Consider the following 25,295-nt stretch of genomic DNA (forward strand, 5'->3'; position numbering starts at 1 on the left):
TAAAAATGAAAAAAATCACCATCAACGATCTTGTTAAATGGAAACAAGAAGGTCGTAAATTTGCAACGTCAACCGCGTATGATGCGAGCTTTGCAGGTTTATTTGAAAGCCAAGAAATGCCAGTTCTACTAGTGGGTGATTCACTAGGTATGGTACTTCAAGGCCGCAACGACACACTTCCTGTAACAGTAGAAGACGTTGTTTATCATACTCGTAGTGTACGTGCAGGCAGCCCAAACTGTCTTCTTATGGCCGACATGCCTTTCATGAGCTATGCCACTCCAGAGCAAGCTTGTGAGAATGCGGCAAAGCTGATGCGTGCAGGCGCTAACATGGTTAAAATTGAAGGCAGTGATTGGCTCGTTGATACCGTAAGAATGCTGACTGAACGTGCTGTTCCAGTTTGTGCTCACCTAGGTTTAACGCCGCAAAGCGTCAATATTTTTGGTGGTTATAAAGTTCAAGGTCGCGATCAGAAGAATGCAGACAAAATGGTACGTGACGCACTGGCTCTTCAAGAAGCTGGCGCTCAAATCGTTCTATTGGAATGCGTTCCTCAAGAGCTCGCAAAACGTATCACAGAAGCGCTCGATGTCCCTGTTATTGGTATCGGTGCAGGTAACACTACTGATGGCCAAATCTTAGTGATGCATGACATGTTTGGTATTTCGGCGAACTACATGCCTAAGTTCTCGAAAAACTTCCTCGCAGAAACTGGTGATATGCGCAGTGCTGTCGCGAAGTACATCGCTGATGTGGAAAGCGGCGCTTTCCCTGATGACGCTCATACGATTGCCTAGGGGGAATCATGCAAACTTTAGCTGATATTGCTGAACTTAGAGAGCAAATTGCACTACTTAAGCGCGAACAGCGTCGAATTGCCTTTGTTCCTACTATGGGTAATTTGCACGAAGGCCATCTTACTTTAATGCGCAAAGCACGCGAACATGCTGATGTCGTCGTCGCGAGCATTTTTGTTAATCCGATGCAATTTGATCGTGCGGATGACTTAAACAACTATCCACGCACGCTTGACGAAGATATGGCGAAGTTGACGGCTGAAGGTGTCGACTTATTGTTCACGCCAACACCAGAAGTTATGTACCCACAAGGCTTGGATAAACAGAGCTTTGTTGAGGTTCCAGGCATTTCTCACATGCTTGAAGGTGCTTCACGTCCAGGGCACTTTAGAGGCGTATCAACTATCGTCACTAAGCTGTTCAATATCGTTCAGCCAGACGTAGCTTGCTTTGGTGAAAAAGATTACCAGCAACTGGCGCTTATCCGTCAAATGGTGAGCGATCTTGCCATGAATATTGACATTGTCGGTGTCCCAACAGTGCGTGAAATGGATGGCTTGGCAATGAGCTCACGTAATGGTTATCTGACAATGGATGAACGCCAGCGTGCACCTGTGTTAGCAAAAACCATGCGTTGGATTAACAGTGCAATTCGCGGTGGTCGTGATGATTACGCTTCCATTGTTGAAGACGCAAGTGATCAATTGCGTGCAGCAGGTCTTCAGCCAGACGAAATTTTCATTCGCGACGCACACAGCTTGCAACCGATTAGCAGTGATTCAACGCACGCGGTTATTTTGATGTCGGCTTTCTTAGGAAAAGCGCGTCTAATTGACAACCAAGTCTTAGAGTTACAACAGCAACAAGCGGAAACAGAATCAGCAGAAGAAAACTAGCACTGTAGTTTTTGTTGCTACAGTGCACACATTCGTTGGATACAAAAAAGGGGTCACTGTAATCAGTGACCCCTTTTCTATTATTGCGAATTAAACTCTAAACGATTGAATCTTACCATCGAGTTCTGTTGCGTTATTCTGCATCATTTCCGACGTTTCCAACAGCTCAGTAACAACCACAACCGACGCTTCGACCAGCTCTCTTACATTAGTCAGGTTTTGATTCATCTCTTCGGCAACACTGCTTTGCTGACCCGCTGCAGTGGCAATTTGGAAGTTCATATCATTAATCTGATTGACTTGATTCACAATGCCATCAAGTTCTACACCGGCATTGGTGACAAGTTCTACACCGTCGGCCGCTTCGACCACGCTCTTTTCCATCAATTCAACCGCTGAATTGGCGCTTGATTGCAGTTGAGAAATCATCTCTTGGATTTCTACTGTCGCCTGCTGTGTGCGTTGAGCGAGATTGCGCACTTCATCCGCAACAACAGCAAAGCCTCGGCCTGCCTCTCCTGCACGTGCAGCTTCAATAGCTGCATTAAGCGCTAGAAGGTTAGTCTGCTCTGAAATACCTTGAATGGTGCCCACAACACTGCCGATGGACTCAACACGTTCTTCAACTTGGTTTACCGCTTGCGCAGAAGCTGCGATATCATCCGACAACTCACTCATTTTAGTCACAGTGCCTTGAACAAAACGTTGACCTGTCGATGCCTGCCCTGAAGCTTGTTCTGTTAGCTGAGAAGCATTCTGAGCGTGATCTGCAACGGTCTGAACCGTTGAAGTCATTTCACTCATTGCCGTGGCAAGCTGATCGATTTCGTTAAACTCTTCTTGAGAAGACTCTTTGGTTTCAGACATGCTTAACGTCATCACTTCAGTGAGCGTCGCGAGTTCTTGAGAAGTAACCACTTGAGTCTTGATGATATCTTGCAGCTGAACACGAGTGCGTTCTAGCTCTCTAGCAACGTCACCGTACTCATCTTTACAATCCATGTTGACCGGCACGGTCAGGTCTTTGTCCGCCATGCGTTTGATAGCATCGCTGAGATATGTAGTTTGTTTTAACATCGTTTTAGCGGCGAATAATAAGAGCGCAACAAAGAGCACGATCATCAATGCTGTTTGCCAAACCACTTGAACCAAGTAGGCTTCATAATGCTGTTGCGCGACCTCTGCACTTTGCGTCGCAGCAAGCAATGAATCATAAAATGTACTGGCATCCCATAATTGCTTGCTAACCAACAGAACCGTACTAAATATCATCAACATCAACATCTTAGGAACTAAGCGCACGTCCGTTATTACACGCTCCCAAGGTTTAAATGCCAGTGTGGTCATTATCCGTTCTCCATTATTTATTATATAGTTAGGGTGTCTTTACCTAACTTTGATGCCAACGTCATTTACTTGTACGTTACCTTCGCTAAAGGAAATGGCACGCATGAGCCCAAGTTATTTATTTCGAGCCTCGTATGAAAGCAAATGATACCAAAACTGAAACTAAGCCTCTGAGTTTATTGTCACTTTTTCTGTCGTTTATGGCGCTATTTGTGATCTCAGCCTTGTTGTTTGCGCCTATCAATAGCGATGAGCGTACCGTCCTTATCGGCCTAGACTTTATAATCTGTAGTTTATTTCTGCTGCAGCTTTTCATAGATCTGATCCGCTCCACAGATCGTCTGCAATTTATGAAAACCCACTGGATCGATTTTGTCGCTAGTGTACCTATGATTGAGCCGCTACGTTTTGCCAGAGTGTTTCATATCTTTAGAGTTATTTTGGTTATCCGTTCTGGTGAGGCCCTACTAAGACAACTGGCGCGGAATAAGCACGAAACCACCATTGCTTCTATTTTATTACTACTGATCTTACTGATCACCGCAGGCGCTGGGCTTATGCTCTGGGCGGAAGGAGATGATCCCGAAGCCAATATTCAGCATATCGGCGATGCAGTTTGGTGGGCTTTCGTTACCGTTTCAACAGTGGGCTATGGAGATCATTACCCTGTTACGGGTTTGGGAAAAGCGCTAGCTGGAGTGATTATCATCTGTGGTGTTGGTTTGTTTGGTATGACATCAGGTTTGATTACCTCGCTGCTTTCCTCACCAAGTTCAATGGATGAAAGGCGTTCCAAACATAAAGAAGTGATGCTACAGAAGGTGTTAAACCAACAAGAAATCATCCTACACAAGCTAGAGAAAATCGAAAGAAAAATGGACTCGCTGGATTCCAATAAATAACAAAAAAGAGGCACCACGCCTCTTTTTTGCAGCAATTAATTAGCCACTAGTCCTGCCAGTAAGGCTGGGCTTCAATACTGATTTGTCGAGTTTGCTCCATCGCATGTAGTATGGAGCTCTCCTGGCGTTTCAACCAACGTTCTAGTTGCTGTTGCTCTTCGCCTTCTAATTTTGTGACTAAGCGCTCTAAAGGCTCCAACATCAGTAAGTCGTCAATTCCCTGAAGTAAATCTGCCCAAGGAAGCCGGAAACTATTGCGCTCATCCATATTATAAAGGCTAGCAAAACCAACACCGGTGTAGAGATTCCTCATCAAACGATATTGTTGGCCGATGTAATCCTGTCGAGTGAGCAGTTTCTCTGGTGGGAAAGCCTCAATCAACTCAGCCCAAGTGCGTGCAAGCTGTTTGATGGAAAACGGCTTAATGTTTTGCGCCATCTTATCGCGAGCTTTGTCATCAAGAAACGGCTGCCAGCCTCGCGATAAAATCCAGCGACTTAGGTCTAGTAATAGACCTGCATAGCGTGCCGAGTGAATCAATTTCAGCATGTCTTCACGATCAGGTAGCTCTTGCTCCATCTCTTTCAGCTCAGCAACCAAATACTTTCTTGCATCCAGCTTTCTTAGAACATGCCCTTTATCTTCAAGTAACGTTTCGAAGTGATCATAACTCTTGAGCCAGCTTAGCTCCTCTTCTAACCACTTCAATTCCTGTCGTACAATTGCACTAGCACGGCGAGGAACAATGCCACCGTAAACAGTAAGAATCTGGCGAATAAAGCTTAGTGCATGACTAATTTCATGCAGCGCTTCTATGGACTCATGCTCAACGTAAATTTGCTCATGATAATGCCAGTGAGCTAGAGCATGTTCGAGAGACTGAATAAAGCAGGTTTCTACACTATCGCTTTCTACGGTGTCGACTAAATCCATTGTCTTGACGGGATCACCTTCGTAATCCATTGCCAAGCGATAACCTCTCGCCGCTTTACTTAAGTTACCTAAGCGAATGCCACCGTCTTCACTAAATGAGCGAGCCAATGTGAATAGCGCATCGGTTTGACCTGATTTTAACTCCAGCTCCACTTCGCAAATGGGATAAGTTTTATCACCCGAAGAGACCACTCCTTGATCGAAGGCCACTTCCACTTGGCTACCATCAGCCATACCAATCAACCACTGTTCACGCGTAAAGTCTGTCGCAAAAATAGGTGTCAGTTCTGCTTGCAATACATCGATATCTTTTCCTTGAGGATAGATATCTACTGGGTGAAGTGTGAGCAATGGAGAGTTGGAAGTGTGTTCTGCATTAAATTCTGGACGTTGGTGCAAACCTGCAACCACGCGTCCAGATGTTTTTACAGTTTGAACAAAAACATCATCAAAACGGCGAATTCTTAAGCCAATATCATGTTGGCGTAACCAGTTATCAGGAGTATCGAAGTAAGTGTTTCCTAACTCACGACAACTGTGCTGAAGTACTTTTGTTTCAGAAATTTTGTTACGTAAAGTTTCTGAAAATTCAGGAGAAACAAAAAACTTCAGTTCTATCTCGGTTTCCATAGTTTTACCTTTCGGGGACACTCACAACAGGATATGAGCAATCGATGCGTTCAGCAAGTGACAAATATCACCCAAATGATGATCTAAAACAGTTTAAATCAGACTTTTAATGGGTTACCATGCGCGCCTTTATAGCCATCGCTCAACATTTCACCATGAATTGGTGTATGTTTATTTCAGGTTATATTAATTAGGTTGAATGACCATGCCAGTAAATACAATTATGGGGTTATTTGCAAAGTCCCCTATTAAGCCTTTGCAGCGCCACGTAGTGTGCGTAACAGAATGTTGTTCTCATCTTATCAACTTCTTTGAGACTAGTGCTCAAGGCGATTGGGAGAAAGCAGCAGAGATCCGTGCGCAGATTTCTCACCTAGAGAAAGAAGCGGACGTACTTAAGCGTGAAATACGCTTAAAACTACCACGCGGTTTATTCATGCCTGTGGATCGTAGCGACATGCTTGAGCTACTTACACAGCAAGATAAGTTAGCGAACCTATCAAAAGACATTGCCGGTCGTGTATACGGTCGACAACTCGTCATTCCAACTCCACTGCAAGAAAACTTCATCGCTTATGTAAAGCGTTGTCTTGATGCAGCTAACCAAGCTCAAAAAGTAATTAACGAGCTTGATGAACTGTTAGAGACTGGCTTTAAAGGCCGCGAAGTTACGCTTGTAGCAGAAATGATTCATCAGCTAGATATCATCGAAGATGACACTGATGCAATGCAGATCCAACTTCGTCAGCAATTGATGACGATTGAGCACGACATGAATCCAATTGATGTCATGTTCCTCTACAAGATTTTTGAATGGGTCGGCGGTATTGCAGATCAAGCACAGCGTGTAGGCGCTCGTCTTGAAGTGATGCTGTCTAGGTCTTAATCGAACGTTAACTAAGTAACAAAGAGCAAGGATGAATTAGGCGTTGAGCACAGACAATGCTTAAGAGTTTGCCCTGCGCCTAAAGAATTGCTCCGCTTGTTATGAAACAAAACTAGGTATTACAATGGATATTCTTGCAAACTACGGCACTATCCTAATTATTGTTGCAGCAGTATTCGGTTTCCTTATGGCAATCGGTATTGGTGCAAATGATGTTGCCAATGCAATGGGTACTTCTGTTGGCTCTAAAGCTCTAACAGTTAAGCAAGCGATCATCATCGCGATGATCTTTGAATTTGCTGGCGCATACCTTGCCGGCGGTGAAGTGACTGACACGATTCGTAAAGGTGTTATTGAAACGTCACTGTTCGCCCATCAACCTGACATTCTTGTCTACGGTATGATGTCCTCTCTACTTGCCGCAGGTACATGGCTACTTCTAGCTTCTTACATGGGCTGGCCAGTATCAACGACACACTCAATCATCGGTGCCATCATTGGTTTCGCATGTGTGTCAGTCGGTACCGAAGCGGTAGACTGGGGCTCAGTTAAAGGCATCGTAGGTAGCTGGGTTATTACCCCTGTTATTTCTGGCTTTTTTGCTTACGTAATATTTATCAGTGCACAACGACTGATATTTGATACTGAAAAACCACTGTTTAACGCAAAGCGCTTTGTGCCAGTTTACATGTTCATTACTACCATGGTTATCGCCCTAGTAACGATTAAAAAAGGTCTTAAGCACGTAGGTCTGCACCTAGAAGGTATGGAAGCGTGGTTCTGGGCTGCAGGTGTTTCTGCACTCGTTATGATCGGTGGTTACATCTATATCCAACGTAAGTTTGCTGACCGTGAGGAAGATCATGGTTTTAGCGGCGTTGAAGGTATCTTCAGTGTTCTAATGGTTATCACAGCTTGTGCAATGGCATTCGCACACGGTTCGAACGACGTAGCTAACGCAATTGGTCCACTGTCTGCGGTAGTATCTACCGTTGAACACATGGGCGAAATTACAGCGAAAAGCTCTATCGCTTGGTGGATTCTTCCATTAGGTGGTATCGGTATCGTTGTTGGTCTTGCAACAATGGGCCACAAAGTAATGGCGACTGTTGGTACGGGTATTACCGAACTAACACCAAGCCGTGGCTTTGCTGCACAGCTAGCAACAGCTTGTACGGTTGTTTTGGCCTCAGGTACAGGTCTTCCTATTTCGACCACGCAAACACTTGTAGGTGCGGTTTTAGGTGTTGGTTTTGCTCGCGGTATTGCTGCACTAAACTTAGGTGTTGTTCGTAACATCGTAGCTTCTTGGATTGTGACGTTACCAGCAGGTGCACTACTAGCGGTCGTATTCTTCTACGCTATGCAAGCCATCTTTGGTGCATAAGCACGATGTGCAATAAAGTCAGAGAGATGTGAAGCTCACGTCATATTTGACTCAAATTCAAATAAAGGGAGGCTTTGCCTCCCTTCTTTGTTGCACCCCGTTAAGAAACTTCATACTATTTGCCCATTCTTAAAAATTTACAAATTGAGAGTACGTCTCCGCGAACAAAGCGAACGATACTTTCTTGTTCATTCCCCATTGAAACACTTAAGGGACTTACTGTGAAAAAACTGATCTGCATGATCATGGTGTCATTACTGGCAGCCCCTGCTGCATTGGCGCAGGATCGTTATATTGCTGACAAGCTATTTACTTACATGCATTCTGGCCCTAGCAGCCAATATCGAATCATTGGCAGCATCAATGCTGGTGACAAAGTTCGACTACTCTCCACTAACAGAGAGAATGGTTACTCTCAAGTTCAAGATAGCCGTGGCCGCAAAGGCTGGGTTGAAACTAAGTATGTGACCACTCAAGAGAGCATGGCAGTGCGTCTTCCGCGTCTTGAGAAAGAACTGACTGAAGCGAAATCACTACTGGCTAACGCTCGTGAAACAGCGAACAGCGAAAAAGATGGTCTAGTGAGTTCTCTAGAAGCACGTAACAAGCAAATTGCTGAACTGGAGCAAAACTACTCAGATATCAGCTCGCAGCTAACCTCATCTCAAACTGAAATCCGTGAGCTGCGCGCAAAACTGGATACACAGAAAGAAGACCTACTGCTGCGCTACTTTATGTATGGCGGTGGTGTTGCTGGAGCAGGTCTGTTGTTTGGATTGATTCTTCCACACATCATTCCTCGTCGTAAGAAGAGTCCAAACGGCTGGGCATAAGACAGTTCAGCATTACGCACAGACAAAAATACCGCCTCATTTGGCGGTATTTTTTTGTTCATGAGACGAAAAGTCTAATCGTCATCGAAATTGAACAGTGACTCCATATTCAACCCTTGTTTGATCAGGATATCGCGAAGTCGACGTAAGCCTTCAACTTGAATCTGTCTCACGCGTTCACGGGTCAGATTAATCTCACGTCCTACTTCTTCTAGTGTCGATGGCTCATAACCGAGCAGACCAAAACGTCGTGCTAGTACTTCTTTCTGCTTAGGGTTTAGCTCGTCAAGCCAGTGAATCAGCGAAGACTTGATATCATCATCTTGAGTCGATACTTCAGGGTCTGAATGCGTTGAGTCAGGAATAATATCTAGGAGTGCTTTTTCACCATCACCGCCAATCGGTGTATCTACTGAGCTAATACGTTCATTTAGACGTAGCATCTTAGACACATCACTGACTGGCTTATCAAGCTTCTGTGCAATCTCTTCTGCTGTAGGCTCATGGTCTAGCTTCTGTGATAACTCACGAGCAGTACGCAAATAGATATTGAGTTCTTTCACTACATGAATCGGAAGACGAATGGTGCGAGTCTGGTTCATTAACGCACGTTCAATCGTTTGTCGAATCCACCAAGTGGCGTAAGTAGAAAAACGGAAGCCTCGTTCTGGGTCAAACTTTTCGACTGCTCGAATCAAACCAAGGTTTCCTTCCTCAATAAGATCAAGCAGCGCCAGCCCACGATTACTGTAACGTCGAGAGATCTTCACCACCAAACGTAGGTTACTTTCGATCATACGTTTACGAGCGGCTTCGTCACCCTTTAGGGCACGTCGCGCATACAGGACTTCTTCTTCCGCGGTAAGTAATGGAGAGAAACCAATTTCGCCTAAGTAAAGCTGAGTCGCATCTAGGCTTTTCGCCGATGCGTCATACATATCTTTATCTTCAGAAATGGATTCATCGTTGGTAAGTGCGTTTTCGACGATCTCCGTTGATTCCGTTTCAACGTCGAAGTTTTCATTTTTGGTTACTGCATTGCTGATACTCATAGCGCCTCCCCCTGGCGAGCTAGCAAAACATGACTACAAACTATGTCGCTAACCTTCTCTGATAACGTCAATCAAATTGCAAGTAGCTTTCGTATTGTAAATACGTATACGGTAATTACGGTAAGTAACGCTTAGGATTTACCGATTTACCTTGGTAACGAATTTCAAAGTGCAGCCTTACACTATTGGTTCCGGAGCTTCCCATTGTTGCGATTTTTTGTCCGGCTTTTACACTTTGTCCTTCTGATACCAACAACCGATCGTTATGTGCGTAGGCACTGAGGTAGTTATCGTTATGCTTAACAATAACCAAATTTCCATAACCTCTGAGTGCATTACCCGAATAAACCACGGTTCCTTTTGCAGTGGCAACAATCGCTTGGCCTCTCTGGCCTGCAATGTCGATACCTTTATTTCCTTGGTCCCCTGCAGAAAAGTTCTTTATTACACGTCCCTTGGTTGGCCATTGCCAGCTCGTTACTTTGCCGCTAGAGCTAGGTGGTGGCTTCGGCTTGGTTTGAGCAGTGCTCTGTTTTGCCGTATTGGGTTTTGTGTTATTAACATTTTGTTTACCTTTAGAGTCACCATACTCCTTTGTTTTTGATTGATCAACCTTCTTAGTGGCTGTTTTTTGACTATTTTGCGTTGATGAACTACCCGTCTTCGCTTTGGAGGATTGCGAGTTAGAAGACTTAGCTTTAGCGGTGGTAGAACCCGCGGCAGCTGTTGCAGTAGAAGCCGCAGCCACTTCCCCAGCACCAGAGCCAGCGTACGCAGGAGGAGTATAAACAGGTCGCCACAAATTGAGGCGCTGACCAGGATGAATGGTGTAAGGAGAACGAAGATTATTTAGTCGAATCAGTTCCTTAACGTCTTTATCCGTTTTGTAGGCGATGAAATAGAGGGTATCACCCTTTTGCACTTCGTAATAACTACCGCGATAGCTCCCTCGAGAGACATTATCGTACCTTCCTCCCAAATCTGAGACAGGTGCAGGCGAACGCCCAGCACACCCAACAAGTGCACTGGACAACATAATTACGGAACCCACGGCCTTCAAACGGCTTTGCATTTACGCTAATTCACCTGCAATCAAAGGAACAAACCTTACTAATTCAATAACTTCGGTATTAAAACTATCACCTTTTCGAGTGATTTTTAATAGTTGTTGTTCATCATCACCAACAGGAATTACAAGTCGCCCACCTTCTGTGAGCTGAGACAGTAAAGCGTCAGGGACTGTCGCCGCTGCAGCTGTCACAATAATCGCATCAAAAGGACCTTTTGCTTTCCATCCTTGCCAACCATCACCATGTTTAGTCGAGACATTGTAAATATCGAGTCTCTTTAGGCGACGTTTAGCATCCCATTGAAGAGATTTGATTCTTTCTACCGAGAAGACGTGCTCAACTATTTGAGCCAAAACTGCAGTTTGGTAGCCAGAACCCGTTCCTATCTCGAGTACTTTAGTTCCTCTTGATAGCTCTAAAAGCTCGGTCATTTTGGCGACAATATAAGGTTGAGATATTGTTTGACCAGCGCCAATAGGCAACGCATTGTTATCATACGCTTGATGTATCATCGCTTGAGACACGAACTGTTCTCTGGGTACAGATTGAATCGCTTCTAATACTGCACCATTGGTAATGCCATGCCCTTTGATAAACTCAACGAGTCGTTCCGCTTGCGGATTCATTACCTTAATCTCTCCCTGCTATCCAACGTTCCATTGCACCTATTGATTCATGCGCGGTCAAATCCACCTGAAGCGGAGTAATGGAAATATGGCCATGCTCTATTGCATAGAAATCCGTTCCTATACCCGCATCTTGCTCTTTCCCCGGAGGACCTAGCCAATAGATATCGTGACCACGTGGGTCCTTCTGTTTAATCATACTCTCAGCATGATGGCGCGCGCCTAATCGAGTAACCTCAACCTGACCTAATTGCGCTAATGGAAAATCTGGAATATTGATATTCAACAAGCGATTAGTTGGGACCCTTTGCTTAAGATGTCGCTCCACAAACTGTCGAGCGATAATCGCCGCAGCGGTAAAGTTCTGTTTGCCTACCAAGCTAAATGCAATGGATTGAACTCCAAGAAAATGCCCTTCCATAGCTGCGGCAACCGTTCCGGAATACAGAACATCGTCACCAAGGTTTGCACCATGATTAATACCAGATAGCACGAGATCAGGCAGGTCATCTTTCATTAGCTCATTGAGTGCAAAATGCACACAATCCGTCGGTGTGCCTTGCACAGAGTAAACACCCGGCTCAATTTGATTTACGCGCAGAGGCTGTTCTAGCGTCAATGAGTTGGAGGCACCAGATCGGTTGCGATCTGGTGCAACAATGGTTACTTGCGCAATATCACTAAGTTCTTTCGCTAGTGCTCGAATGCCTTCGGCATGCACCCCATCATCATTGCTGATTAAAATGCTAAGTTTTTTACTCATATCCATGTGTTTAGAATTGTCGTTCCACTTCTTCTATTTGAGCCAGCTCTCGTAAGATTGATGTTGCAAAGCTACCTGAGTCTAAAAAGAAAGAAAGCGTCACGGCATCATCTTCTAGCTGACTTTTTAATGATTCAGGCTTCAGTAAGATAGCTCGGCGATCGTGTCGCATACGATTACCACGAATCAACAACATGAGGTCAGGCTCTTGATCTACCGCGCTTTGCTCAAGTGTTAAAGCATCTTGCTCTGTCGGCAGGGCGTTATCACCAGCCAGTGCAGCGGTAATCGCGCCATTATCGTCCAGAATATCACCCGCGATTGCACTCTCGAAACTCTGAGCTTCGATGCGCTTAGAGACAATCTCATTAAAAATCCAAGAGCGAGCTGCCGACAAATATAGGCTGCGCTTATTTTGGTTACGAGTTCGTACATTTTCACGTCCCCAACGTCTTGCTTCGATGACATTGCCGCCATCTCTACCAAATCGTTGCTGACCAAAATAGTTAGGAACACCACTCGCTTCGACTTGCTGTAATCTCGCGCTCAATTCCGTTATATCAGAAACGTCCGTAAGACGAATATCAAACTCGTTCCCCGCTAAATCACCTGGTCTTAACTTCTTGTTATGCCAGTTAGTTGCTACTATCTCAATACTAGGATATTGCTTATGAAAGTCGGAAAAGTCAGGGACATTCTTTTTCGGCAGATGCACACTCAACCACTGCTCTGTCACAGCATGTCTGTCTTTAAGACCTGCCCAACCTATATCTTTGGACTTGACCCCGCAAAACCTTGCCAGTTCGTTGGCAACAAAGCTGGTATTCTCACCATTTTTGCGAACGCGTAGCATCAAATGCTCGCCTTCTCCTGTGAACTCGAAGCCAAGTACTTCGCGAACCACAAAATCTTCATTGGTCGCTTTAAATTTGGCTGTCGTGGTTGGCTTACCGTATAGGTAGGCTAAGTGTTGTAAAACATCAGTCATCATCGCTGCCTATTAAGACGTAATTTTGCTAATCAATACCACTGCTTCAGTGGCAATTCCTTCTTTACGTCCTGTAAAGCCTAATCTTTCAGTTGTCGTTGCCTTCACATTAACGTTACCAATATCGGTATCTAAGTCTTCTGCAATGACTTGGCACATGATGTCAATGTGAGGAGCCATTTTAGGAGCTTGCGCCATGATGGTGATATCCGCATTAACCAGTTCGTAGCCTTTCGCTTTAACTTTACTGTACACATCACGAAGTAGAGCGCGACTATCCGCTCCTTCCCACTCGGCATCAGTATCTGGGAAGTGACGACCAATATCTCCTGCGGCGATAGCCCCAAGTAAGGCATCACATAAAGCGTGAAGTGCAACATCACCATCAGAGTGTGCGATCAATCCTTGCTCGTAAGGAATGGCCACACCGCCAATGATTACAGGACCTTCGCCACCAAACTTATGAACATCAAAGCCATGGCCTATTCTCATTGTTGTACTTCCTCTTTCATTAAATAAAATTCAGCCAGAGCTAAATCTTCTGGCCTAGTAATTTTGATGTTGTCTCCACGCCCTTCAACTAGTAATGGAGAAAGCCCGGTCCACTCAACAGCAGACGCTTCATCGGTAATTGAAACCCCTTCCTCCAGTGCATTAGTAAGTGCACTATGAAGTAGCTCTACTTTGAACATTTGTGGCGTCAACGCATGCCACAGACCCACTCGCTCTACAGTATGGTCAATACCATTGACGTCATCGGCTCGCTTCATGGTGTCTTTCACGGGCGAAGCTAAAATTCCGCCAACCGGGTGCACGGACACTTCATAAATCAGCTTACTGATGTCTGCCAAGGTGATACAAGGGCGAGCGGCATCATGAACCAAACACCACGCATTAGGGATACGCTGTTTAACGTAGTCGATGGCAGCGAGTACCGAGTCGGCACGCTCGTTACCACCAGCAACACGCACTACTGGCTTTTCCGATAAAAATGACAGTCCAGAATAATAAGGGTCATTTTCACTAACAGCGACAATGACGCTTTCGACACTTGGGTGTGACAGCAACTTATCAACCGTATGCTCTAAAATAGTTTTGTCATTAATCTTAAGGTATTGCTTTGGGACGTCAGCTTGCATACGACTGCCCACGCCAGCAGCTGGCACAATAGCAATGATAGGATGGTGTTCAGGTATCATTGGTTGTCCTCACCTATGATGCGATAGAACGTCTCTCCGTCTTGAATCATTCCTAGTTCATGTCGTGCTCTTTCTTCAATGGCATCAAGCCCTTGTCGAAGGTCATCAATTTCCGCAAACATCTCATTATTACGTGTCTGTAGGTTTTGATTCACTTGCTGTTGCACTTGGATTTCTGATTCAACTTGATTGAAGTCGACGATACCGTTTTTTCCAAACCAGAGAGTATATTGCAACCAAGAAAAAACAACTAACAACACTAGGGTAAAGATACGCATAAACTGGCACGTTCCATCGAAAAAATCTGCTCTTTATATAGCACAGTTTACACCTTGAAATAAGCGAAGAGAAAGCCTTGTTCGCGACTAAGGTGAAAAGTAAGTGCCTACTCGCCCTAATGACTGGCTTGAAGAGACCATTCGGCAAGTGTCATTTTTAGGTTATTTGACATTAACACCTGCTGGTTGAATTGAATTCCGATTAACGAACCCACTCCATGCTTTTTAATACTAGCTATTTCGAAGGTAATTCCTGCGGGTAAAAAACGATTCAGCTCACAATCTATTTTTACCTCTAGCCCTTTACAAAAATCATGTTCTGAAGCGATAAAAATACCACAACCAGACAACGAGAAATCCACCATTGTTGCTTCGGTTTGCGCTTTACCAACAGAAAGAGAGCAAGGAATTGCAAGCTTATAACGCGAATGCTCTCTAATGGGCTTAGATACGAAGTTGTTGGGAGGTGAAAGATAAATCTGTTTACTAGGCACACTAGAATCGGCAATGCACTGACAAGTAAACGCCATTACATGTCCGTACCCCGTATCCGTCAACCCCCTGACAATCACCTCTTTTTCTCTCAAGGCACAAATCGTCTCTTGCTCCAGTTCTTGCGCATCCACAACCAAATAGTCATCAAATTTAAAGCCGATTAAAGACGCAGGTAGCCCTTTGAGCGGCTCTTCACCTGTAACAGAAAGACTGAGTTTCATACCTGTTTTAAGGTAACGATAACATTCATATTGTTTTTTTTGTCCCCATTCCACTGACGCTATCCTTTTGTTTACCAACAAATTAATTACACCTCATTTACCTGTTTGATGCAATCCATCAGCCTAAATTTCAAAAGATACAGATTGTTACATTTAGCAATATTGCAAATGATAATAAATAGCATTAGCATTCACCTCGCTACTAATATGATGTCATATACCAATAATAAACTATTCAATTTGTCTCGATTTTTACGAGCAAGGAAAGCCCAGAATGAAATTCCAAGTGACCACACTTTGCAGTGCCGTGGTACTCGCACTTAACACCTCTCCAGCATTTGCCGAACAAAAAAAATCGAGTGTGGATGAAACACTCGTCGTACATGCGCAAAGCTTTGATGACTATAAAGTTGACAGTGCTTCAGGTGCTATGCGCACCGATGCCTCTATGTTAGAAACCCCGCAATCTGTAAACGTGATTCCCGAGATTGTCTTGGATGAACAACTGGCAACCACATTAGGTGAAGCGTTGCAAAACGATGCTAGTGTCAGCGCAGGCTCACAGAAATGGAATAGAGAAACGTTCTACTTACGTGGATTTGAGCTGTCATCAACCAATGGCTACTTGCGCAATGGTCACTCACTATTCACTCACTACATGTTGCCAATTGAAACCTTAGATCGCATTGAGGTAATAAAGGGTCCATCCAGCCTTTTATACGGTAACTCAGCGCCAGGCGGCATGATTAATATGGTGTCAAAAAAGCCGACTGCGACTCCAAAAGTCAACGTAGGTGCAGATTTTGACGATCTAGGGAGCACGCGCTATCACGTTGATGCATCGGGCAAATTGAATGAATCAGGGACACTTCGTGGTCGTACTGTCTTAGTAAAACAAGACAGTGTTGAAAGTAGAAAGTACGCAACGGGTGATAACCGAGAACGCGATCGTTTTCTAGGTTATGGCGTCATTGAAGCTGATCTTTACGACTGGGGTCTACTCTCTTTCAACTACGAAAAGACTCAAGATAATGCACCGATCGACTCAGGCTCTTGGTTGGACCTAAATGGTAATCGAATTGGCGATAAAGAAACCATCAGAGACGCTCACTGGTCATTCATCAACAACGATGTAGAAAACTTTGGAGCTGATCTTAATCTGTATATCAATACACAATGGGAAGCCAAACTAAGCTACAACTTACAGGACATGAAGCGTCATCGCTATGATTCGATGCCGACACCAGACTCTAATACGCTCGTTGATGGCAGTTACACCATGAGCCCATTTGATCGTCATGATCATTGGAAAACTCAAGCTTTCCACGCAGATCTTCACGGTAACTTCACTGCTCTCAATGTGGATCACCAAGTCTTGATCGGTACAAATGGCCAGTTCTATGACTATGCGCAGCAGCGAGTGAAAGGCAGCTCAATTAGTGTGCAACCTGGTGAGAACCCTGCAAACCCAGGGCTAGACTATAACAATGCCACGTCTACTTATGAGAGTAACAACCACTTCTACGGTTTTTATGCTCAAGATTTGATCACTTTCAATGACCAGTGGCAAGCACTTGTAGGTGGTCGATATGACATGTACTTTGCCGATGGTACCAACTCAAAAGATGAAGTTGTAAGCGGTGCAAATGACAGTCAATCCTTCTCTCCAAAAGCAGGCTTGATATTCCATCCAAGCTATAATGGTAGCATTTACGCTAACTACTCTGAGAGCTTCAACCCAGTATCTAACGTGGTTAATGATGACAACTCTATTACCGAGCGTGTACCTGAGAAAAGCCGTCAGTACGAGTTGGGCACAAAATGGGAGCTAATGGATAATCGTTTACTGCTTACTGGTGCTATATTCGATATTGAGAAAAAGAACATCAGTATCAAAGAGAATGGAATCACGACACAAAACGGTACTCAGCGCCACCAAGGCGTAGAAGCTGGTGCACAAGGTCAAATCGCCGATAAATGGTTTGTGATGGCAACCGGTATGTACTTAGATGCAAACTTCGACAAACATGATAAATACCAAGATAAACGTCCAGCCAACGTTCCAGAGTGGAGTGGCTCTGCATGGACTCGCTATGCGATGACTGACTCGACGGCATTTAACCTTGGTATGTTCTATCAAGGTGAGCGCTGGGCTGATAATGCTAACACCGTCAAACTGGATGGTTACGTGCGCTTTGATGCCGGCGCATCACACAAAATTAAGAGCGATTATGTCGTGTGGGATTTCCGATTCAATATCGAAAACCTCTTTGATAAAGAGTATGTTGCTGGCACAGGTGGTGGTGGCGAATATACCACTAAATCAGGTAGCTCGACAGGCGTGATCAACGATGTTCATTTCGGAAATGAACGCCGATTCAAACTGTCCGTTAACGCAACATTCTAAACTAACTAAATCGAGCCCAGCGACCTCATCGCTGGGCTTTTTCTTCTCACTGTCTCATATCCCTCTAATTCGATGTCACGATTTTGACATCAACACGTCATCCATCTTCCATCTGCTGTTCGCCATTTTGACATATCAACGTCATAGCATTTTAACCACATTAATTTGGCTTATGTTCAGAGGTTGTCATGGAAACTACCAGTCCTTTTCGTCTGCCGCGCAGGTCTCCACTAGGCCTAGCAGAAAACGTTACTGAGTGGGCTACTGGCCTGTCAGTTTTAGACCGATTATACGCTCAACGTCCTGCAGATTGTGATACCGAGACTTTCTTGCGTTTCACATTGGATATCCTAGGTATTGATTATCGCATCGAAGCAGGCAGTAGTGAGACGATACCTAAAACTGGAGCAACCATCATCGTAGCTAATCATCCTCTAGGTTGTGTTGAAGGCGTCATCTTGGCTGAGGTGCTACTGCAGATTCGCAAGGACGTGAAAATTCTTGCCAATGAATTTCTTAAACTGGTTCCGGAGCTGGAGCCTTTGTTCATCGGCGTAGATGTGTTCAACGGAACCAATGCACATCGATCAAACTCCAGAGCATTGCGACAAGCCAACCAACATTTAGAACTTGGTGGCCTTCTGCTTGTATTTCCTGCAGGCGAAGTATCCCAACTGGTTGACAGAAAATCGCTTCAACTGGAGGACAAGCAATGGAGCCGATCCGTTAGTACCCTTATCAAAAGAAATCAGGCAACCACTGTGCCAGTGCATATCGGCGGCGTTAACTCCAAACACTTCTACTTGGCAGGAAAGGTCCACCCGATGCTGAGAACGGCCATGCTAGGTCGCGAGCTTCTCAATAAAAAGAACACCGCCATCCGAATTTCAATTGGCAACAAAATCAAGTTTAAAGAGGTGAGTTCGCTAGACAGTCAGCAGCTAGTTAGTTATCTGCGCCTTAATACCTATTTGCTCAATCAGCGACATCCTGAAAGAAACCATAGCTCACTTTCTTCTCATCAACGTGAGCAAGCTATAGCCTCAGAAACTCACCTCAGCGAACTGCTTGAGGACATCGAACTCCTCCCTCAAGAGCACTTACTCCTTACTAGCGGTGAGTTTGAGGTTTACTGTACCACCATGGATCACATTCCTGCGGTGATGCGAGAAATCGGACGTATAAGGGAAATTAACTTCCGACAAGTTGGAGAAGGAACGGGGCAATCTTTAGACATCGATCAGTTTGATCAGCTCTATCAACACCTATTTGTTTGGGACAAGGAGAAACAAAAGTTGGTCGGCGCTTATCGTCTAGGTCTCGTTGATCAGCTCATTAAGCAAGGGGATATGCGCACCTTATACTCTCGCACCCTGTTTAACTTCGAGCACACTTTCTTAAATACAATGGGCAAATCCATTGAAATGGGACGCAGTGTTGTCGCAGAAGAATACCAAAAGAGCATGAGCGCCCTACTACTGCTGTGGAAAGGTATTGCGGAATTTGTACGTCGAAATCCAAACTACACTCATCTATTTGGTCCGGTGAGTATTAGCAATGACTATAGCGACATCGCTCGCCAGCTCCTCACCGACACAATGACCTTGCATCACTACGATAATGACAGTGCACGATATGTAAGCGCGTCTAATCCCCCTAAACAAAGTCGCCATAGACAGTGGTGCCCTCAAACACTGGGTGCTCTAGCGGACGTTCAACTGTTGTCGCGCGTTATCTCAAGACTGGACACTGGAAAAAGCGTACCTGTCTTGTTAAGACAATACCTAAACTTAAACGGCAAGTTGGTTTGTTTTAACGTCGACCCCAACTTCAATGACGCATTGGATGGTTTGATCGTTGTCGATCTCACCTCGGTACCTCATAAATCCTTAGCTCGCTATATGGGATCTGAACACGCTAAACAGTATCTAAACAAGCACAATGCTATGTCCATTTAGTGTCTACGTTACCTTCTTCAAAGCAGCTTCGGCTGCTTTATCCTCTCTCAAACCGTCTCATCCATGAGAACTAAGTCATTCTTTTCCAATAACTATCAACAAGAGGATGTGCATCACAGTTCTTATGCTGGGAGCATGCTAGAAACGGCTGAAAAAACGATAACGACATCGACCGCTTTTCAGCTGTAGGAAGATCGGACTTACTTGAGTGAGATTTAGCAGTGACAGATTTGACATATCACCAAGCGAATGAACTATTTCGCCATTTTCCGGGGTTTCTGTCGATTAGAAATTCGTCCCACGAATACGTCTATATTAATGATAAATTTAATGTCTGGTTGCGCCAGTATACCGACATCAACCCAATAGGGATGACGGCAAACGCGCTAGCTCAAGTAGTTCCTGAAAATGTAGCCAATATGCTTCAAGAATGTCATGACGCGAGTATCGATTATATTGAGTCCGGCCAATGCATTCCAAAAATCGTTAAGTTTCAAAGCTTACATTCCACTTTTTACTACAATGTGCTGAAGTTTAAAGTAGACATTGAAGGCGAGTCTTTCATCTATACCACCAGCTTCGATGTTTCTGAACTGCATCAAGAAGCAAAGTTCTTCGAAAAGAAAGCGTATACCGATCCATTAACTAAACTGCGAAACCTGACTTATCTCAGTTCGATTCGCTGGAAAAAAGGATTCTGCGTCGTTATTGACCTCGATAACTTTAAACAGATTAACGATAACTTGGGTCATAGTGAAGGCGATTTGGTTCTACTTAGGTTCGCACGTTGCTTACGACAGAGCTTTTCTGATAAGGATGTGATTGTTCGATATGGTGGGGATGAGTTTGTAGTTTTAACGCACTATGAAAATGAAGACACATTAAAGCAATCTATAAGCAAACTGCATCGCTTATTTATTGATGACTTCCAAGCCTACCCTGAGCTTTGCCACAGTATCGGCTATTCGGCATTCCAGTCCAGTTTACGAATCACTTTGAAGAAAGCCGACCTTGCCATGTACCAAAGTAAGCACGATAAACGCGCAAAAAAGCCTAAAGTCCTATTATAAAAAAGCTGAGCCTAATGCTCAGCTTTTCACTTTTATTTTTGGCGCTAGTAGCGTTTTTTCATTTTCAATGTGAAGTTCACTAAGGCAATCAGCACTGGCACCTCAATCAGAGGACCAATAACCCCCGCGAATGCTTCAGGTGAATTCAAGCCAAATACGGCAATAGCCACGGCGATGGCCAGTTCAAAGTTATTACCCGTCGCGGTATAGGCAATTGACGCATTCTTATCGAAAGGAACACCCATCTTCTTAGCAACAAAGAAACTCACAAAGAACATCATAAAGAAGTAGATCGTAAGTGGAATCGCTACGCGTACTACTTGCATTGGTAGTTCAACTATCATCTCACCTTTAAGGCTGAACATCAGTACGATGGTAGCCAGTAGTGCGATTAACGTCATCGGTGAAACCTTAGGAATAAAGGTCTCGTTGTACCATTGCTCTCCTTTCTTCGCGACTAAGATCTTGCGACTTAAAAATCCAGCCAAGAAAGGAATACCTAGGTAAATCATTACACTTTCAGCGATATCACCCATTGAGATATCCACGACCTGCCCCTGGAAACCAAATTTTGGTGGCAACACCGTAATGAATAACCAAGCAAGGAAGCTATATGTGATAATTTGGAATACGCTGTTCAGTGCGACTAAGGCTGCACCGTATTCTTTGTTACCACCACCAATGTCATTCCATACTAGTACCATAGCAATACAACGAGCTAGACCAATTAAGATGACACCTGTCATTAAGCTGGGTTCATCACCCAGAAATGTCAGTGCCAGCACAAACATAAGAATTGGGCCAACCAGCCAGTTCATAACCAATGAAAGTGTCACAGCCTTTTTGTCTTGGAGCACACTGCCCATCAGGCCGTAGTTCACTTTCGCCAATGGCGGGTACATCATCAGTATCAAGCCAATGGCGAGAGGGATATTAGTGCTACCCACCGTCATTGACTCATTCAAGTTCTCAATCTGGCTCGGAAATGCAACTCCCAGAACCACCCCAATTCCCATCGCCAAAAAGATCCATAAAGTAAGAAAGCGATCAAGGAAGCCCAGCTTTTTCGGTTGTTCCATAGCTAACTCGGACATGTTAACTCTCCAATATCGTCAATCGTCGAATAACGATTAAATTATAGTAATAAAAGTCGGCAATGCCGACTCAATAATCAAAGAATGATAGAAGCTTGCTTAATCAAAGACTGATTGTGTTAGACGCGCAAAGTCACTGAGTGCCTCTCTCTGGATTCGATAACACACCTTCGGTGGCATCGGCTCAGCACTAATAAAACCGGCGACTTTAAGTATACGTAAATGCTCAGATACCGTTGATTGAGCGAGACCCAATTGAGAAACTAGATCGCTGTTTAAACAACCACCGGCTCGTTCTAGGTCTGACAGAATTCGTAAGATACGAATACGAGCAGGATGGGACAATGCCTTAGCTTGTGCCGCCAGCGTTTTCTCTTGGACCAGTTGCTCATCTGATGCAATGAACATTTCAGTATTATCAACTGTACAATTCGTCACACTCTACCCTCTATCGTATTTTGACGATAAATATACGCCTGACATAAAAAAGAGTCAATCGTCGTTTAACGATTAACTCTTTAAAGTGGATATTTTATGACTTACTGAGCGATCGCTTTCGGAGCACCAGGTAGGCGGATCGAAATGATGGTCGTGAGCACAAGGAAGGCAAAAGAGACCCACATACATGCTGCAAGACCAGCAACTTGGAATACCCAGCCAGACAACACAGTGCCAATTAAACGTCCCATCGCATTAGCCATGTAGTAAAAGCCTACATCCATGGAAACCCCATCACCTTTGGCATAGCTGACGATCAGATAGCTATGGAGCGAGGAGTTTACTGCAAAGATAGCGCCGAAAATCAATAATCCAACCACAATCACAGCCTGTGGGTACCATTGCATTTGAACACAATAAGCGATTATGCCAGTCACGGCCGCAAGTGCTAATGCCCACCACATTGCTGCACTGCCATCGGGCACCTTTCCTTGGACTTTGCCCGTGATTTTTGGGGCAATGCCTTGAACAAAGCCATAGGCAATTACCCACGTAGCCAGAAAACCACCGACTAATGTATGATCCCAACCGAACACTGAACCAAGGTAAATAGGTAATGCCACGACAAACCAGACATCACGAGCACCAAATAGGAACATGCGTGCCGCTGACAGAATATTGATGCTCTCCGATTTAGAGAAAATCTGCTTAAACTTAGGCTTCGCTTTCGCTTTACCCATATCACTTTCTAGGCTAAGTACGCTGCCGATAAACACCAAACTAAGCACAGCTGCCATGGCAGCAACGGCATATTGGAAACCGAGCACAGAGAGCAGTAAACCACCGATAAAGAAGCCGGCCCCTTTCAGTGCATTCTTAGAGCCAGTTAGAATCGCCACCCACTTGTAGAGTGCACCTTGCTGTTCGTCAGGCACTAACGTCTTAATGGCGCTCTTCGCACTCATTTTATTCAGATCTTTGGCGATTCCAGATAGCGCTTGTGCAGCCATCACCCAAGGGATGGTTAGCCAGACACTCGGCACGGCCAACATCAACAAAGCGAAGATCTGCATCCCAAGGCCGATATTCATGGTTCGATTTAGCCCCAGGCGAGCCCCAAGCCAGCCACCAATTAAGTTAGTGACAACACCAAAGAACTCATAGAACAAAAACAGAGAAGCAATAGCTAAGGTGCTATAACCTAGATCATGGAAATACAGCACCACCAACATGCGTAGCGCACCATCAGTAATAGTGAAATTCCAGTAGTTAAAAGTGACCAGCATATACTGGCGAACGCTTTTGCTAAGGTTAGACAACATAATTCTTCTGCCTGAGTAGGGTTTAATTACTCGTGTAAAGTTGAGTGACTTGCGTAAAACAGAGCTACTCAGTAAAGCAACGTCATCCCTGCTCAAGCAGGGGTCTACCCAATTACTGTTTCAGCGAAAACGAGGCTCCCGCTTTCACTAATACAATAATTAGGATAGAAGTTAAACTAGCGACAACTAGAACGTCGCCGCTAACTTCTCTACATAGTCGATTTGTGGCTGTTTGGTAAATGCGCCTGGACGTAATGCCTGCACTTCACGGCGAATCGTCTCAAGATCCCAACCTTTTTCTAGCAGCAAATTGGCCGCTAGAAGACCAGTACGTCCGGAACCACCCATGCAGTGCATTGCAATCTTTTCACCCGCCTCAACCGCTTGATGTAATTCTGGCGAAATTGCTTTCCAATCCGCTGCAAATTCAACACTTGGCGCGCGATCATCTTCAATCGAAGTTTGAAACCATTTGATTCCTAATGACCTTGCTTTTGCACCAAGCTCTGCAACTCCTGCTTCCTTCATCTCGTGATTATCGAGAGCCGTCACGATCACAGTCACACCTTGAGTTTTAAGTTGCGCTAATGAATCATCCAGAGACACATCTTTAGTACCAGGACAAGGCGTTAATACAAGCGCTGCGTTATCTACTTTAAGTTCCCATGTTGGATGCATCATCATTACCCCGCTAGACCGACTTTACGAACCAATTCTGCAGTGCGCGTTGCATAGCCCATTTCATTGTCATACCACGCATAGATTTTCACCATACGAGAACCGACCACCATTGTAGATTGAGCATCGACAATCGTTGAACGCTGGTCACCTTTATAATCGATGGACACCAATGGTCGTTCTTCAAAGCCAAGAATTCCCTTCAGCTCACCCTCTGACGCTTCTTTCAGTAGCGCGTTAACCTCTTCTGCAGTGGTGTCACGTTTAACGTCAAAGATAATGTCAGTCAAAGATGCATTCGCTAACGGGACACGAACAGCGTGGCCATTAATCTTGCCCTTAAGCTCTGGGAAAATCTCAACGATAGCAGTTGCACTACCTGTCGTTGTTGGAATAAGGCTCATACCACAGGCGCGAGCACGACGTAGATCTTTGTGTGGTGCATCTAGGATAGTTTGCGTATTAGTCAGGTCATGAATCGTAGTAAACGATGACTGCTCAATACCCAATTTTTCGTGAATCACTTTCACAACTGGTGCAATACAGTTAGTCGTACACGATGCTGCGGTAACAATACGATGTGCTTCAGCGTCGAAAATATCGTCGTTAACACCGACGACAATATTAGCAATACCGGCTTCTTTCACTGGCGCAGAAACCACAACACGCTTAACGCCTTGATCTAAGTATTTGTTCAAGAATTCAGTTTTGCGGTGCACACCTGTTGCTTCAATCACCACATCACAGTCAGACCAATCGATCGCGTCGATATCGCGCTCTTGCGTGGTTTTAATGCGTTTACCATCGATGACAAGCTCATTACCTTCGACTGTAACACCATGATGCCAGGTACCTTGAACTGAATCGAATTCAAGCAGGTGACCTAGTGTGGTTGCATCGCCTGCGACATCGTTGATCAATACAAATTCTAATTCTTGCCAATCGAAAGCAGCACGCAGCGCCAAACGACCAATTCGACCAAATCCGTTAATACCTACTTTAATAGCCATAACTCAATCTC

The 25,295-nt window shown here is 44.6% G+C and carries 25 protein-coding genes; 9 read left to right on the forward strand and 16 right to left on the reverse strand.

The features are described from left to right. Positions 1 to 5: 5 nt before the first annotated feature. Both panB and panC read left to right on the forward strand, forming a co-directional pair. A complete protein-coding gene (gene panB / locus HOP38_RS13950; RefSeq protein ID WP_006072660.1) occupies positions 6 to 800 on the forward strand; it encodes a 3-methyl-2-oxobutanoate hydroxymethyltransferase in 795 nt (264 codons plus the stop codon). 8 nt (positions 801 to 808) lie between these two features. Beyond that, complete coding sequence (gene panC, locus HOP38_RS13955; protein WP_124940254.1) at positions 809 to 1,696, forward strand: pantoate--beta-alanine ligase; 888 nt, start codon at positions 809 to 811, stop codon at positions 1,694 to 1,696. Positions 1,697 to 1,786: 90 nt separating this feature from the next. Here the strand turns inward: panC and HOP38_RS13960 are convergent, their stop codons facing one another. Then, on the reverse strand, positions 1,787 to 3,043 hold the full coding sequence (locus HOP38_RS13960; RefSeq protein WP_198558305.1) for a methyl-accepting chemotaxis protein: 1,257 nt from the start codon (positions 3,041 to 3,043) through the stop codon (positions 1,787 to 1,789). Positions 3,044 to 3,177: 134 nt separating this feature from the next. Between HOP38_RS13960 and HOP38_RS13965 the strand changes: the two genes are divergently transcribed. Next, complete coding sequence (locus HOP38_RS13965; RefSeq protein ID WP_006072654.1) at positions 3,178 to 3,945, forward strand: potassium channel family protein; 768 nt, start codon at positions 3,178 to 3,180, stop codon at positions 3,943 to 3,945. A 46-nt stretch (positions 3,946 to 3,991) separates the two neighbouring features. On the opposite strand, the gene HOP38_RS13970 is transcribed toward HOP38_RS13965, so the two are convergent. Beyond that, complete coding sequence (locus HOP38_RS13970) at positions 3,992 to 5,509, reverse strand: CYTH and CHAD domain-containing protein (protein ID WP_198558306.1); 1,518 nt, start codon at positions 5,507 to 5,509, stop codon at positions 3,992 to 3,994. Positions 5,510 to 5,714: 205 nt separating this feature from the next. Here HOP38_RS13970 and HOP38_RS13975 point away from each other — a divergent pair, with 205 nt between their 5' ends. The 3 genes from HOP38_RS13975 to HOP38_RS13985 all read left to right on the forward strand — a co-directional run bounded on the left by HOP38_RS13975 (position 5,715) and on the right by HOP38_RS13985 (position 8,615). Next, on the forward strand, positions 5,715 to 6,395 hold the full coding sequence (locus HOP38_RS13975; RefSeq protein WP_198558307.1) for a TIGR00153 family protein: 681 nt from the start codon (positions 5,715 to 5,717) through the stop codon (positions 6,393 to 6,395). A gap of 124 nt (positions 6,396 to 6,519) precedes the next feature. Beyond that, the gene (locus tag HOP38_RS13980) at positions 6,520 to 7,782 is read left to right on the forward strand and encodes an inorganic phosphate transporter (RefSeq protein ID WP_038224033.1); all 1,263 of its coding nucleotides are present in this window, start codon (positions 6,520 to 6,522) and stop codon (positions 7,780 to 7,782) included. Positions 7,783 to 8,003: 221 nt separating this feature from the next. Further along, a complete protein-coding gene (locus HOP38_RS13985; protein ID WP_006072646.1) occupies positions 8,004 to 8,615 on the forward strand; it encodes a TIGR04211 family SH3 domain-containing protein in 612 nt (203 codons plus the stop codon). A 74-nt stretch (positions 8,616 to 8,689) separates the two neighbouring features. On the opposite strand, the gene rpoS is transcribed toward HOP38_RS13985, so the two are convergent. From rpoS to HOP38_RS14030, 9 genes are all read right to left on the reverse strand, one after another. Continuing rightward, positions 8,690 to 9,667 carry an RNA polymerase sigma factor RpoS gene (gene rpoS / locus HOP38_RS13990; protein WP_006072644.1) on the reverse strand — a complete coding sequence of 326 codons (978 nt, stop codon included), beginning with the start codon at positions 9,665 to 9,667 and terminating at the stop codon, positions 8,690 to 8,692. Between the two features lie 115 nt (positions 9,668 to 9,782). Further along, a complete protein-coding gene (gene nlpD / locus HOP38_RS13995; RefSeq protein ID WP_124940255.1) occupies positions 9,783 to 10,739 on the reverse strand; it encodes a murein hydrolase activator NlpD in 957 nt (318 codons plus the stop codon). Further along, the gene (locus HOP38_RS14000) at positions 10,740 to 11,363 is read right to left on the reverse strand and encodes a protein-L-isoaspartate(D-aspartate) O-methyltransferase (RefSeq protein WP_198558308.1); all 624 of its coding nucleotides are present in this window, start codon (positions 11,361 to 11,363) and stop codon (positions 10,740 to 10,742) included. It lies immediately after the preceding gene. Between the two features lie 4 nt (positions 11,364 to 11,367). Next, on the reverse strand, positions 11,368 to 12,132 hold the full coding sequence (gene surE / locus HOP38_RS14005) for a 5'/3'-nucleotidase SurE (protein ID WP_006072638.1): 765 nt from the start codon (positions 12,130 to 12,132) through the stop codon (positions 11,368 to 11,370). 4 nt (positions 12,133 to 12,136) lie between these two features. Then, entirely contained in the window at positions 12,137 to 13,114 is a 978-nt protein-coding gene (gene truD / locus HOP38_RS14010; RefSeq protein WP_198558309.1) for a tRNA pseudouridine(13) synthase TruD, read from the reverse strand. 12 nt (positions 13,115 to 13,126) lie between these two features. Then, the gene (ispF, locus tag HOP38_RS14015) at positions 13,127 to 13,606 is read right to left on the reverse strand and encodes a 2-C-methyl-D-erythritol 2,4-cyclodiphosphate synthase (RefSeq protein WP_198558310.1); all 480 of its coding nucleotides are present in this window, start codon (positions 13,604 to 13,606) and stop codon (positions 13,127 to 13,129) included. Then, positions 13,603 to 14,313, reverse strand: a complete 711-nt coding sequence (gene ispD, locus HOP38_RS14020) for a 2-C-methyl-D-erythritol 4-phosphate cytidylyltransferase (protein ID WP_038224046.1) — start codon at positions 14,311 to 14,313, stop codon at positions 13,603 to 13,605. Before ispD ends, ispF begins: the two co-directional genes overlap by 4 nt. Then, positions 14,310 to 14,591 carry a cell division protein FtsB gene (gene ftsB / locus HOP38_RS14025; RefSeq protein WP_006072631.1) on the reverse strand — a complete coding sequence of 94 codons (282 nt, stop codon included), beginning with the start codon at positions 14,589 to 14,591 and terminating at the stop codon, positions 14,310 to 14,312. Before ftsB ends, ispD begins: the two co-directional genes overlap by 4 nt. A 116-nt stretch (positions 14,592 to 14,707) precedes the next feature. Then, a complete protein-coding gene (locus HOP38_RS14030) occupies positions 14,708 to 15,361 on the reverse strand; it encodes a PilZ domain-containing protein (RefSeq protein ID WP_198558311.1) in 654 nt (217 codons plus the stop codon). A 220-nt stretch (positions 15,362 to 15,581) separates the two neighbouring features. Here HOP38_RS14030 and HOP38_RS14035 point away from each other — a divergent pair, with 220 nt between their 5' ends. From HOP38_RS14035 to HOP38_RS14045, 3 genes are all read left to right on the forward strand, one after another. Further along, the gene (locus HOP38_RS14035) at positions 15,582 to 17,714 is read left to right on the forward strand and encodes a TonB-dependent siderophore receptor (protein ID WP_198558312.1); all 2,133 of its coding nucleotides are present in this window, start codon (positions 15,582 to 15,584) and stop codon (positions 17,712 to 17,714) included. Positions 17,715 to 17,902: 188 nt separating this feature from the next. Further along, a complete protein-coding gene (locus HOP38_RS14040; protein ID WP_198558313.1) occupies positions 17,903 to 19,672 on the forward strand; it encodes a lysophospholipid acyltransferase family protein in 1,770 nt (589 codons plus the stop codon). A 221-nt stretch (positions 19,673 to 19,893) separates the two neighbouring features. Further along, positions 19,894 to 20,742 (forward strand): GGDEF domain-containing protein, encoded by an 849-nt coding sequence (locus tag HOP38_RS14045; protein WP_006072625.1) that lies wholly within the window; start codon positions 19,894 to 19,896, stop codon positions 20,740 to 20,742. 44 nt (positions 20,743 to 20,786) lie between these two features. Here HOP38_RS14045 and arsB read toward each other — a convergent pair whose 3' ends face one another. The 5 genes from arsB to HOP38_RS14070 form a co-directional block, all read right to left on the reverse strand. Beyond that, positions 20,787 to 21,836 (reverse strand): ACR3 family arsenite efflux transporter, encoded by a 1,050-nt coding sequence (arsB, locus tag HOP38_RS14050; protein WP_006072623.1) that lies wholly within the window; start codon positions 21,834 to 21,836, stop codon positions 20,787 to 20,789. A 99-nt stretch (positions 21,837 to 21,935) separates the two neighbouring features. Next, the gene (locus tag HOP38_RS14055; protein ID WP_198558353.1) at positions 21,936 to 22,244 is read right to left on the reverse strand and encodes an ArsR/SmtB family transcription factor; all 309 of its coding nucleotides are present in this window, start codon (positions 22,242 to 22,244) and stop codon (positions 21,936 to 21,938) included. 131 nt (positions 22,245 to 22,375) lie between these two features. Next, complete coding sequence (gene arsJ / locus HOP38_RS14060; RefSeq protein ID WP_198558314.1) at positions 22,376 to 23,596, reverse strand: organoarsenical effux MFS transporter ArsJ; 1,221 nt, start codon at positions 23,594 to 23,596, stop codon at positions 22,376 to 22,378. Between the two features lie 186 nt (positions 23,597 to 23,782). Then, positions 23,783 to 24,277 carry a cyclin-dependent kinase inhibitor 3 family protein gene (locus tag HOP38_RS14065; protein ID WP_198558315.1) on the reverse strand — a complete coding sequence of 165 codons (495 nt, stop codon included), beginning with the start codon at positions 24,275 to 24,277 and terminating at the stop codon, positions 23,783 to 23,785. A 2-nt stretch (positions 24,278 to 24,279) separates the two neighbouring features. Next, the gene (locus HOP38_RS14070) at positions 24,280 to 25,284 is read right to left on the reverse strand and encodes an ArsJ-associated glyceraldehyde-3-phosphate dehydrogenase (protein ID WP_038224056.1); all 1,005 of its coding nucleotides are present in this window, start codon (positions 25,282 to 25,284) and stop codon (positions 24,280 to 24,282) included. Between the last annotated feature and the right edge of the window lie 11 nt (positions 25,285 to 25,295).

Origin of the sequence: Vibrio mediterranei (genome assembly GCF_013364395.1) — a bacterium.
GTDB lineage: Bacteria > Pseudomonadota > Gammaproteobacteria > Enterobacterales > Vibrionaceae > Vibrio > Vibrio mediterranei.